This is a genomic window from Actinomycetota bacterium (assembly GCA_018830725.1).
Classification (GTDB): Bacteria; Actinomycetota; Humimicrobiia; order JAHJRV01; family JAHJRV01; genus JAHJRV01.
Window position 1 is genome coordinate 1 of record JAHJRV010000035.1, and the last position, 12,650, is coordinate 12,650.

The following is a 12,650-nucleotide window of genomic DNA, read 5'->3' on the forward strand; positions in this document are numbered from 1 at the left end:
GTTGGCTTTCCAAGTAACTATCATATATATTTGGTCGGGACGGGCGGATTCGAACCGCCGACCTCCAGTACCCCATACTGGCGCGCTAAACCAAACTGCGCCACGTCCCGACCTTTTAGTTTAACTTCATATATATAGTAATATTATATATAGTAATATATTATAACATTTAAGATCTGTGGCATAGTTTCGAAGACATTTTAAATTCCCCCTCTCCCTTTCCCTCTCCCACCAGGGGAGAGGGAAAATAGTCAAGAAACTATACCCAAATCTTACAGTGTTTTTTAAGTTTTTGTTCTAAATAATATCCTTATAGGTGTCCCTTCAAAACCAAACTCTTCTCTTATTTTTTTCTGCAAAAATCTTTTTAACCTTTCATGATCAAATCTTCTTACATTTAAGAAAATAATAAATTTTGGTGGTGAAACATCTATCTGAGTTATATATTTTATTTGTGGAACTTTTCCTTCTTTAGAAGGGGCTTCACTTTCCCTATTAATTTTTAAAGCGAATAAATTTAAGTTTGAAGTACTTATTTTTTTATTTCTTTCCTCAAATATTTTACTTATTGTCTTAAGTAAATTTGTAATTCCCCAACCTTCTTTAGCAGAAATCTGGAGAATTGGAATAGAGGGTAAAAATGGCAGTTTTTTATCAAGTTCGAAATAGATTTGATTTGATCTGTTCTCATCAACTATATCCCATTTATTTAATGCAATTATAAGTGAACAATTTCTTTTCCAAGCCTCTGTAGCAATCTTCACGTCCTGCTTTGAAAGTGACTCAGTTGGATCAATAACGAGGACCGATAAATTACTTTGTTCTAAGACTCTATATGTTCTTACAATAGAATATTGCTCTACTTTTTCAGCTTTTTTCCATTTTCTTCTTAATCCCGCTGTGTCTATAAATTTATAAGTATTGTCTTTCCATTTAAAATATGTATCAACTGCATCTCTTGTTGTCCCAGGCTCATGATGAACAATTGCTCTCTTCTCCCCTATTATTGAATTAAAAAGTGATGATTTTCCAACATTTGGTTTTCCTATAATAGCAATACTATTTTCTATCTCCTCAATTTCAGCCACTTTTATCTCTTTATGAATTACTTCTTTTTCCTTCTCCATTTCCATCTTTTTGAGAATCTTTTCTCTTAACATATCTAACAGTTCACCAATTCCTATACCATGTAATGCTGATATTGGATAAGGTTCTCCCATCGATAGTGCATAAAATGGCAGATGAGAAATGTTATCCTCTGGATCATCAACCTTATTTACAACCAAAATTACATCCTTATTAGACTTTCTTAGAAAAGATGAAAGTAGTTTGTCTAAGGTAGTAATACCAACATCTGTATCTACTACAAACAGAATAATTGTTGATTCATCAACTGCAATTTTAGCTTGTTTAAAAACCTGTTTTGCTATTAAGTCTTTAGATTTAAGATCTAAACCCCCAGTGTCAACAATATCAAAATTAATACCCCCCCATTCAGCTGAGATGTATTTTCTGTCCCTTGTGCTACCAGGTATTTTGTCAACCACAAGTCGCACACCAGGACATATTCTATTTATGAGTGTAGATTTACCTACATTAGGTGCACCAATGATAGCTATTATTGGAATTTTTCTTTCTTTTTGCATTTTTCTAATTTCTTTGATGAATTAATAATACTAACTAAATCTGATTGATATTTTTAGATTTGTGGCATGGTTTCGAAGACATTTCAGTCAAGAAACTATGCCCAAATCTTTTGATAATTTTTAATGAGAAGTTATTTTCTTTATTTTTTTAATAGCTTCATCAATTAGCCATTTAGGAGTAGATGCTCCACCAGAGATACCCACTTTTTTAACTCCTTTTAGCCACTTTTTTATTATTTCCTCAGAAGTTTCTATATGATAAGTATTTTCATTTATACTTTTACCTATCTCTGCTAATCTCTTGGTATTGGCACTGTTTTTTCCACCAACTACTAACATTAGGTCAACTTTATTAGCAATATTTCTTGCTGACTTTTGCCTTTCTATTGTTTCATCGCAAATTGTATTAAATATCTTTATTTCTTTATATTTTTCTAATAAATATGAGACAACCGAAATGAAGTTTTCCATACTTTGTGTTGTTTGAGTAATTACTCCCACTCTTTTTACATCTGGTAGTTTCTTATAATCACTCTTATTTTCAATTACCATAAATGGACCATTTGCATTTGCTAAAATTCCCAATATCTCAGGATGTTCTTTTTCACCAATGACCACAAGAAAATAACCCTCTTTTACAAGTTGAGTTGCTCTCTTTTGATTCTTTTTTACAAAAGGACAAGTAGCATCAATTACCTTAAGGCCCATTTTCCTTGCTCTTTCTAATTTTTTTGGATCAATTCCATGAGCTCTAATAATTAGTGTTCCAACATAATCATTTTCCAAATTTTCTATTATTTTTATACCGTTATCTTTGAGTTTTTTTACAACTTGCGGGTTATGAATGATAGGACCAAGAGTATAAATATTATTCTTTTCTGATTTTAGAGTCTCATATGTAATATTCATAGCCCTTTCAACCCCATAACAATATCCTATAGGCTTTGCTAAAATAATTTCCAAATTTTATCCCCTCTTATGCTCAATTTCGTTTAACATCGTTTTTAAAATATCCATTGTTTTGTAAGTTACATCTTTCGCTAAATTTTTCATAGATTTTTTATTATATACTCTTGGAGGCAAAATTAGATCCCCAACAGTTACTCTAATTTTTGAAAAACGTGGTAGATATTTTCCTTTTGGTGCAATTTTAGATGGTCCATGTATCGCAACTGGAAGTATTGGTGCACCACTTTTAATAGAAAAAAAGCCAACTCCATAAAACGGTTTTCCTAATGATTCAATATATCTAGTTCCTTCTGGAAATATTCCCAAAATATTTCCATTTTTTAAGATTTTTAAAGCCATAGATATAGAACTTTTACCAGGTTTTTCTCTATCTACAGGAAATGCTTTTAAAGTTCTGAAAAAAGAAGCTAAAATTTTATTTTTAAATAGTCCTTTTTTTGCCATAAAATGAATTGACCTTTTGCTCATCGCTCCTAATATAATGCCATCTAAATAACTGGAATGATTACCTGCAATAATCAAAGCTCCAGTTTCTGGAATCTTTTCAACTCCATTATATTCAATTCTAAACATAATCTTCAGTAATAAAAAACCTAAAATTTTTAATATTCTATAAAACATATATCCCCTTTTCTTAATAACTTTAGTAACTTTATTTAAAATGTCACATTTTTAATAATTCTTAATAATTTTATCTAAATTAATTATAGATTATAAGAATCTTATTCAAAAGCATTATTAAAAATTAAAAACATTGAATATCATGTAAGAAATAGTTATTTGAAATAATGATTTTTTAAGTGGAATCCTATTTGTCCTAAGTAGATTTAAATTCTTCTGACCTTTTTCTATAAATATCAATAATTTTTTCTGTTACTTTTTCAACAGTTAAATTTGTAGAATCTATATAAATACTATTCTCTGTTTTTATTAATGGTGCTATTTCCCTATTTTTGTCTCTTTCATCTCTTTCTTTAATCTGTTTTAGTAATTCATTAAACTTTGGAGGTTCTTGACCCATTTCAATGAGTTGTTTCACTCTTCTTTTTGCCCTTTCCTCAGGAGTTGCACCCAAAAATATCTTAACAATTGCATCTGGGCAAACAACTGTAGTAGCGTCTCTTCCTTCAACAACAATTTTCCCCTTCTCACATATTTCTCTTTGTTTCTCTGATAAAACCTTCCTTATTCCTTTATAAATAGCTATCTTTGAAGAAGCATCACTAACTTCATTGGTAAAAATTTTATTTGTAACATCTTCACCATCAATTTTTATAATACTGTTGCGCTCAGCATCATTTTCGATTTCAATAGGAGAATCTATTGTCAAATCAGTTAAGACTTTTTCGTCATATAAATTTACTTCTCTTTTTAAAGCAAGATAGGCTAATGCTCTATACATAGCTCCTGTATATAAATAAAAGAATTTAAGTTTACGAGAGAGTTCTTTTGATATAGTACTTTTCCCAGAACCTGCAGGACCATCAATTGCAATAACATTAAGATATCTATTCCCATCTTTAGTATTGATAATATTGAGATATCTATTTTCCTCTTTAGAATGAGTCTCATTCTTAATATCTTCTGAGAACTTTTCAATTGGTGGTAGGTCTTTTAATGAATTGAGTCCAAAACTTTCCAGAAATAAAGGTGTTGTTTTATAAAGGATAGGATGACCAGGACCAAATCCCTTGCTTGCTTTCTCAATTAATCTTTTACTTAATAGAGTTGAAATAACTGATTCAGATCTCACTCCCCTTATCTCATTTATTGTTATTCGAGAAACTGGTTGATTGTAAACAATAATTGCTAAAACCTCTAAGGCTGCTTGAGAAAAGTAACCCCGCATGGTAGACGTAAAAAAATTTTCAATATAATCTCTACAATCAGGATGAGTATAAAATCTATATCCACCAGACACTTTCTTTAGTTGAAATCCTCTATCTTCCTTTCTATACTCTTCTTGAAGTTCTTTTATAATTTTTTCAATTGTATCCGAACTTTTATTCAAAATCTTTTCTATAGCAGCTGTTTTTACAGGTTCATATGCAACAAGTAATATAGCTTCTATAATTCTTTTTAATTCTCTTTTTTCATTCCTAAATTTAAACATTTTCCTATTATGATAAATAATCTTTTCTAAATATTTCTATTGTTCCAAATGTTTCTCTTTGCAGTAAATCAATTTCACCCGATTTATAAAGCTCCAGAATTGCCAAGAATGAGACAATTATCTTTATTTTATCTTTAAAATGTGATGTTATCTCTCTAAATGATGTTTTTGGCGATTTTTTTAAAACATCCAAAATTCTACTAATTTCCTCTTCAATATTTATTCTAATCTTCCTAATAAATGATGTATTAACTTTTTCGGTTTCTATTTGTGCAGTACTGAATTCATTCCATGTTCTTACTAAATCATTTATATCTATTTCGCCAATAAATTCTGAAGTTATTGCATCTAATACTTCCTCAAGTTTTACACAAGAAGGATAGGTTCTGGACTCATTTTCCCAAATATTTTCTAAAAATTTTGAAATTTTTTTATATTTTCTATATTCTCTAAGCTTCCTTTCAAGCATTTCTTGAGTATCTTCAAAAGCCTCTTCCTTCTCTTCCTGAGGTAACAACGATAATGATTTTAGTTCAAGCAAAATTGATGCAGTAAGAATAAAATGGCTGGCTTTTTCTATATCAATATCTTTTATAAATCTTAATGATTGGATATATTTATTAGTGATTTCTGAAATTGATACATAATAAACGTCAACTTCCTGACTATTTATCAAATCAAGAAGCAGTTCAGTAGGATCCTCGTATTCTTTTAAAATTACCTGATTTTCAAAGACTATCATTTTTAATTTTTATCTTTTTATCAAAAATAGATTTTATTATCTTTTTCAACTATTTGTTGAATTAAAAACTAATTAATTTCATTCTATGACGAACTTGATTAATTGTTTCTTTTGTAATTTCTCTTACTGTATTTTTACCATTTTCCAAAACAGTATTTAAATAATCAGTGTCATTAAGAAAAGCAGCTCTTTTCTCCCTAAAATCAGACAAATAATTGGATATTTTTACTGTTAAATTTTCTTTACATTGAGTACAGCCTATTAAAGCATTCTTACATTCTTTCTCAATATCACCAATCTCTTCCTTACTAAAACTTTTATGTAAATAAAAAACATCACATATTTCAGGATGTCCTTTATCAGTTTTATATACCCTCTCAGGATCAGTTATCATCATTCTAACTTTCTTTCTTATGACATCAGGTTCATCACTTAGATAAATAGCATTTCCATAACTCTTGGACATCTTTCTTCCATCTATACCTGGAACTCTACTTGCTTTAGTAATCAATGCTTTTGGCACCTTGAAATATTTTCCATATAATTTATTAAATTTTCTTGCTAATTCTCTAGTTATTTCAATATGTGGAAGTTGATCTTCACCCACTGGGACAAAATCGGCGTGAACAATTATAATATCAGAAGCCATCAGTATGGGATATCCTAAAAATCCCATCATTTTTATATTCTTATTAGAAAGTTCTTTTAATTGTTCCTTGTATGTTGGATTTCTCTCCATCCTTGAAATTGGAGTAAGCATTGATAAATATAATGTGAGTTCAGCTATTTCGGGAATATCTGATTGAAGATAAAGAACACTTTTATCAGGGTTAATACCTAAAGCCAAAAATTCAGCAAGCTGTATCTTCACATTATTCATTATCTCTGATGTATCTTTATAATCTGTTGTTAGTGCATGCAAATTTGCGAAAAAGAAAAAACATTTATATTTCTCCTGTAAATCCAGCATATTCAACATATTTCCCAATAGATTTCCAAGATGTAACTTACCAGTTGTTCTATATCCTGTTACTACTATTTTTTTCATTTTTATCCTCTCAATCTATAAATATATATTTAATATTTATATTTTATTATAAATTTTTAAAACTATTAATTCTAACCAGTTCTGATATATGTAAAAAAAATATTTTAAACTTCAATATTATAATTTTAGTATTTTAACACGAAAATTAATAATAATTATCTTATATTTGTATTTTTTATTTCATGAAATTTTAGCAGGAAAATTATAAATTGTTTTTATAAGAATATGCGCCACCAGAGACAGATCTCTGTAAAAACCCGCTGCAGTGGATCTATAATTTTCCAGAGAAGCGAACCAGCAAAGTATATAAAAAGAAAAATTATATATATTCCATACTGTTCTAGTGCTAAAAACTTTTGCATATTTTGATAAGACATGAATGATGCCAACACCTTTGAACCATCCAGAGGTGGTATTGGAAGTAAGTTAAAAAAAGCTAAAAATATGTTTATATTTATAGCATAATTAATAATATTATTTATTCCAATAAATATTGAATTATACATCAAAGTAGGCATATAAGTTTTCGAAATGAATACTAAAATACCTAATAAATTTCCTGCAAGAAAAGCTATAATTAAATTTGATATTGGACCTGCTAATGAAACATATCTTATACCCCTTTTATAGTCCTTGAAGTTATTTGGATTTATGGGAACAGGTTTTGCCATTCCAAAAATGACATTTGAATTTAAAGCTATTAGCATAAGAGGTATAAGAAGTGAATAGATAGGGTCAAGATGAACCATCGGATCAAAGCTAAGTCTACCAGCTAATTTCGGAGTGGGATCACCAAATTTATATGCAATATATCCATGAGCTAACTCATGAACTATTACTCCAAGTAATAGACCTGGGGCAATTAATAGAATTTTTAATAATATATTTACTAACATTGAATTCATACTCCATAATTTATTTTTTAATGAGATTGCTTTGTCGCTTACGCTCCTCGCAATGACAACTTGAATCTAGCTCCTCGCAATGCCAAAATTATAAAATTTTAGGGTGTTTTATTCATCTTATTTTTTATAAATAAAATCTCGTCATTCTTATCTTTAATCAAACCATCAAGCTTTGCTTCAAGCAAAGAATCTAATACCTCTTTAAAAAATGGTGATGGTTTAAACCCTATATTTATTAAATCTTGACCTGTACAAGATATTTTAACATCCTTTAATTCATTTATGTATTTTTCAATCTTTTTTCTAATATTTGAAAATAAAGCATTAATTACAATTATAGATTCACTATTTAGCTCATTTAAAATCTTATATATTTCACTATTTTTAATTTTCCTTCTTCTTAAAGATTTTACCCTATCTTTTATTTCAGAAACTCCCTGTATAATTTTATCTGCGAATTTTTTCTTCATCTTCATCTTACTGCACCACTTCTCTACCTCATTTAGAGGAATATCATAGAATAATCCAATTATATTAACAATCCAATGCAAAGGTTTTGGAGAAAATTCATCACTCAATTTATAAAACGAAGATTGGATCTCTTTTAATCTTTTAATGACATAAGGTGTGGATTTTAATTGAGGATGAATTGTTCTTAATGCTTTTAGATTATCCAATCGCATAACTACTCTCCATGACTTTGATTCTGAAAATAATGCTACTAATTCTTCTCTTACTCTTGATGTTGTTAGTTCATCTACCAATTTCATTTCTATAGCATTTCTTGCCAAATTCTCAGTTTGGGAATCCATGCAAAAGCCATATCTTTGTTCAAATCTAACTGCACGAAAAATTCTTGTTGGATCCTCTATAAAACTGAGATTGTGCATAATTTTAATTCTTTTTTCTAAGATATCTCTTTGACCTCCAAAAAAATCTAATATCTGCCCAAAATTCTTTTTATTTAATGCAATAGCCATAGAGTTTATAGAGAAATCCCTTCTATATAAATCCTGATAAATTGAGCTTTTTTCAACTGAAGGAAGCGCAGCAGGATGTTCATAATATTCAGATCTTGCAGATGTAAAATCAATGTGAAAATCATTTGGTAGTACAACTACAGCAGTTCCAAATTTTTTATGTGGTCTAATCCTACCATCAAATTTTTTGACAACTTTTTTAGCAAATGCTATACCATCACCTTCCACAACTACATCAATATCAAGATTTGGATACTTTAAAAGCATATCCCTTGCAAATCCTCCTACTAAGTATGCTTTTACGTTTTGCTTATCTGCAAGTTCTCCTATATTATCAATTACTTTTATTAACCATTTGGGTAGAAGTTGAGTCATTCTTTTTCTTATCGTTTCCGGAGTAAAACTGTGAGAGCTGATTAACAAGTTATTTTCAGGCATATATTCATCACCATGTTGAGCTCTTAATATATCTTTTCTAGTAACTATTCCAACTAACTTTGATCCATCCAATATCGGAATTCTACCAATTGCATTTTCTATCATTGTTTTTTGTAAATATTTTGCAGTAGTATCCGGAGAAGCTGTTATAATCTTTTTTAACATAAATCCCTTTACCGGAGCATGACTTAATTTATGTCTAACAGCTTTATCGATATCCTTTCTTGAAATAATTCCTATTATTTTCCCTCTTTTAATAACTGGGAGCCCTGAATGACCATATAAAACCATTTTCTCTTCAGCTTCTTTTATGGTAGTTTTTTCAGATATAGTTTTTACCACAGTAGACATAATATCTTTTGCTGTTAATGGAGCTTCTATTTCATTTGAGATTTGTTCAATTAATTTTTTTTCAATATCGTGTAGGGTCATACCTTTTACAGAAGCGGATGCTGCTGTTGGATGTCCACCACCATTAAAATAAGAAATTATTTTACCTACATCTACATCATCTCTTTTACTTCTTGCAACTATATATATGCGATCCCTCATTTTTGCATATATAAAAGTTATATCTGCCTCCTCTAAATCTCCTAATTTATGAGCAAGAACTGAAAAACCATTAACAAATTCGGAAGTTTTAACATGAGACATTAATATATCAACATCTTTTATTCTTACTATCTTTGATTTTGAAATAAGTTCTTCTAATAATTTGTGCTGTTGTTTTGTTAATGTTAGGTTTAAGAATTTTCTGATAACTTTGATATTAGCTCTTTGAGCCATCAAAAAAGCTACTGCTTCAACATCGAGATAAGTTGTTGTGGGATAAGTTAGAGAGCCTGTATCCTCATGAATACCCATAGCAAAAACTGTAGCTTCAAATGGAGTGATCAGAATTCCTCTTTCTCTTATTAATGCAACAATAGATGTAGTTGTAGAACCTAATTGACGAGAAAAATCAATATCTATTTTCATATCTTCCTGTGATTGTGGATGATGGTCAAAAATTACTACTTCAACATTTGGGTTTAACGCCACTTTTTCAAAATCACCCAATCTTTTAGCTATTTTGGTATCTACAACAATTAATTTCTTTATACAAGACAAATCTACATCTTTAACATCAACAAATTTTAAAACATCTGAATGTAATGAAATAAAATCTCTAACATTCTGATTTTGGGACCCTGAAAGAACCATTAAAGCATCTGGGTATAGTTTCTTTGCAGCTAATATAGAGGAAAAGGCATCAAAATCTGCATTTTTATGACTAGTTATAACTTCCAAAAAGTATCATCTCCAATATTTAATCTATTATCTTTTTTATTAAAATTGGTACTCTCCCCTTTTTATCTGATATTTCAATAGATTTCTCCAATATTTTTTTAGCTTCTTCTATTTTAGAAAAATCATTTCCATAAATTGTACAAATTTTATCTTTTATTTTTACATTATCACCTAATCTCTTCTCCATTACTATTCCAACTGAAGGATCTATTATATCCTCTTTTTTCTCCCTACCAGCACCTAAAATTATGCTTGCTATACCTATTTGCTTGCAGTCTATCTTTGAAATAAATCCATTATATTTTGCCAATAATTCATCCTTATATCTGGCTTTTGTAAGTAATGAGATATCTTCAACAATATTTGAGTTTCCTCCCTGATGAGAGATAAATTGCTTAAACTTATCTAAACCTCTACCTGAGGTTAATATTTCTTCTGTTATTTCTATTCCTTCTTCTAAATCTTTAACTTTTTGTCCTAATAAAAGCATATTTGCTGCAATATTTATACAAACTTCTCTTAAATCCAAGCTTCCATTACCTTTCAAAATTTTTATTGCTTCTTCAACCTCTAAGGAATTCCCAATAGCATTGCCAAGAGGTTGAGACATATCAGTTATTATTGCTCTCGTCTTCTTTCCAAAGCCTTTACCTATATTAACCATAATTTTTGCTAATTTTTCTACTTTTTCCTCATCTTCAATAAAAGCTCCACTTCCAACTTTAACATCCAAAACTATAGCATCTGCTCCTCCAGCAATCTTCTTTGACATAATACTGCTTGCAATAAGAGGTAAACTATCAACAGTTGCAGTAACATCTCTGAGAGCATAAATCAGCTCATCAGCTGTAACAACATTACCTATCTTTCCTACTACTGCTATACCAATATCTTTTACCTGGTTTATAAAATCATTTTTAGAAATTTTAGTACTAAATCCAGGAATTGATTCCAATTTATCAATTGTTCCACCAGAATGACCCAAACCTTTACCTGACATTTTTGCAACGGGAATTCCTGCTTCAGCAACAATTGGAGCAACTATTAAAGTGGTTGTATCCCCTACTCCACCAGAACTATGTTTATCCACTTTAATACCTGGTATTGAACTTAAATCTATGATATCACCTGAATCTACGAAGGATTTAGTAAGATATAATGTCTCATCAGTATTCATCCCATTTATCGCAATTGCCATTAAGAAGGCGGACATTTGATAATTGGGTATAACACCTTTTACGAACCCTTTTACCATAAAATCAATTTCAGAGGAACTTAAGATCTTATTCCATCTTTTTTTAAAAATAATATCGTATGCTCTCAAATTGCCTCCTCAATCATATTTCCTCAATCATTTTAATTACAAATTTTAAATCAATAACTTCAATAGTAAATATAAAATACACAAAAAATAAAAATTTATTATTTCACTGTAAAATATTACAAATATATTAAATAATTTCTATAGAAACCAGCCTTTACCTTTATTTTTATAATTCCTTATAAATTATTTAATAATTCTATTTGAATCTAAAAACATTCAGTCCTTTTTCCTTCATCCATTTGAGTGGTTGAAGGATTAAACCATCAATAACACCTTATTACCCAAGCACTACTAGAAACGCTCCAAGTACCGCTAGAATAATGCCAAAAGTACGCTGTGGATTGATCGGTTCCTTCAGCAGCAGAGCAGCAAAGATAAAAATAAAGATGCTGCTGGTCTGATTTAGAGCGGCTGCAGTTGAGGCTTGAGTGAATTTCATCCCGGCCAACCACAAGATAATAGAAAGATAACCTCCGATGAACGAACCCCAGAATGTATAACCCCAGGATTGCACTGAGAATATCGAAGAGACAATTCTGCGCCTTGTCGGTAGAAATAAAAGTATTAATAAAAGTACTATCACACCACCAATAAGTCGAATTTCAGATGCCCATAATAGAGAAGATCTTTCCAATAATGGCTTGATCATTACAATGCTCACCGCTACTATCAACATAGAAAGAATTCCATAAATAACACCCAGGAGAAGATCGCGTCTACCAATAGCAGCTCCTCTTTTGTTCTTCTGAGTCGCAATCAGTAAGGCAGAGATGATCAGTATTGCGCCAATCACCTGCAGAACTGTAAGTCTTTCATTTAACCATATAATAGACAATCCGATGACAGAAAGGCTGTAGAAGCAATCAATAATAGCTGTCAAGCCTGCCCCCAGTTTGTTTAGACTCATGAAAAACAGAGTGTCCGATATTCCAAGGCCCAACGCTCCAGATAATAGTAATAGCCAGTAGTCTGTACGTGGAACTTGAGGTGTCAATGTACCACTAAATAGCCACGAGGTCGGAAGTAGAAGAACAGATGCCAAAAGAGCTTTAAAGAGGTTCAGCGCAATGGGATGAACTTTCTCTCCGCTCTTTTTGAACAGGATGACTGCAAATGCCCAAGTTAATGCCACAATCAAGGATAAAACTTCACCTAAGTAAGAAATGTTCGTTATCATAGAAGGAAGCAATTTAGC

The 12,650-nt window shown here is 30.3% G+C and carries 10 protein-coding genes and 1 tRNA gene; all 11 read right to left on the minus strand.

Annotation, left to right across the window (positions count from 1 at the left end; all coding sequences use genetic code 11):
* Positions 1 to 31 precede the first annotated feature (31 nt).
* The 11 genes from KKC53_01565 to KKC53_01615 all read right to left on the minus strand — a co-directional run bounded on the left by KKC53_01565 (position 32) and on the right by KKC53_01615 (position 12,593).
* Positions 32 to 110, minus strand: a tRNA-Pro gene (locus KKC53_01565).
* Positions 111 to 284: 174 nt separating this feature from the next.
* Positions 285 to 1,646, minus strand: coding sequence for a ribosome biogenesis GTPase Der (der, locus tag KKC53_01570; GenBank protein ID MBU2597858.1), 1,362 nt, complete (start codon positions 1,644 to 1,646; stop codon positions 285 to 287).
* A 120-nt stretch (positions 1,647 to 1,766) separates the two neighbouring features.
* Entirely contained in the window at positions 1,767 to 2,609 is an 843-nt protein-coding gene (ispH, locus tag KKC53_01575; protein ID MBU2597859.1) for a 4-hydroxy-3-methylbut-2-enyl diphosphate reductase, read from the minus strand.
* 3 nt (positions 2,610 to 2,612) lie between these two features.
* Positions 2,613 to 3,236, minus strand: coding sequence for a 1-acyl-sn-glycerol-3-phosphate acyltransferase (locus KKC53_01580; GenBank protein MBU2597860.1), 624 nt, complete (start codon positions 3,234 to 3,236; stop codon positions 2,613 to 2,615).
* 196 nt (positions 3,237 to 3,432) lie between these two features.
* Positions 3,433 to 4,728: a (d)CMP kinase gene (gene cmk / locus KKC53_01585; protein MBU2597861.1), complete on the minus strand. Its 1,296-nt coding sequence runs from the start codon at positions 4,726 to 4,728 to the stop codon at positions 3,433 to 3,435.
* Between the two features lie 7 nt (positions 4,729 to 4,735).
* Positions 4,736 to 5,470 carry a segregation/condensation protein A gene (locus tag KKC53_01590; protein MBU2597862.1) on the minus strand — a complete coding sequence of 245 codons (735 nt, stop codon included), beginning with the start codon at positions 5,468 to 5,470 and terminating at the stop codon, positions 4,736 to 4,738.
* Between the two features lie 61 nt (positions 5,471 to 5,531).
* Positions 5,532 to 6,518, minus strand: coding sequence for a tryptophan--tRNA ligase (trpS, locus tag KKC53_01595; protein MBU2597863.1), 987 nt, complete (start codon positions 6,516 to 6,518; stop codon positions 5,532 to 5,534).
* Positions 6,519 to 6,733: 215 nt separating this feature from the next.
* Positions 6,734 to 7,423, minus strand: a complete 690-nt coding sequence (locus tag KKC53_01600; GenBank protein MBU2597864.1) for a site-2 protease family protein — start codon at positions 7,421 to 7,423, stop codon at positions 6,734 to 6,736.
* 98 nt (positions 7,424 to 7,521) lie between these two features.
* Positions 7,522 to 10,131, minus strand: a complete 2,610-nt coding sequence (locus KKC53_01605) for a CBS domain-containing protein (GenBank protein ID MBU2597865.1) — start codon at positions 10,129 to 10,131, stop codon at positions 7,522 to 7,524.
* A gap of 19 nt (positions 10,132 to 10,150) precedes the next feature.
* Positions 10,151 to 11,455 carry a pyrimidine-nucleoside phosphorylase gene (locus tag KKC53_01610; GenBank protein ID MBU2597866.1) on the minus strand — a complete coding sequence of 435 codons (1,305 nt, stop codon included), beginning with the start codon at positions 11,453 to 11,455 and terminating at the stop codon, positions 10,151 to 10,153.
* Between the two features lie 277 nt (positions 11,456 to 11,732).
* Positions 11,733 to 12,593: a DMT family transporter gene (locus tag KKC53_01615; protein ID MBU2597867.1), complete on the minus strand. Its 861-nt coding sequence runs from the start codon at positions 12,591 to 12,593 to the stop codon at positions 11,733 to 11,735.
* Positions 12,594 to 12,650 lie beyond the last annotated feature (57 nt).

Excerpts from the sequence above, each read along its gene's own strand:
- trpS (MBU2597863.1), bottom strand. The coding sequence starts at position 6,518 with ATGAAAAAAATAGTAGTAACAGGATATAGAACAACTGGTAAGTTACAT.
- KKC53_01580 (MBU2597860.1), bottom strand. The coding sequence starts at position 3,236 with ATGTTTTATAGAATATTAAAAATTTTAGGTTTTTTATTACTGAAGATT.
- KKC53_01600 (MBU2597864.1), bottom strand. The coding sequence starts at position 7,423 with ATGAATTCAATGTTAGTAAATATATTATTAAAAATTCTATTAATTGCC.
- KKC53_01590 (MBU2597862.1), bottom strand. The coding sequence starts at position 5,470 with ATGATAGTCTTTGAAAATCAGGTAATTTTAAAAGAATACGAGGATCCT.
- cmk (MBU2597861.1), bottom strand. The coding sequence starts at position 4,728 with ATGTTTAAATTTAGGAATGAAAAAAGAGAATTAAAAAGAATTATAGAA.
- der (MBU2597858.1), bottom strand. The coding sequence starts at position 1,646 with ATGCAAAAAGAAAGAAAAATTCCAATAATAGCTATCATTGGTGCACCT.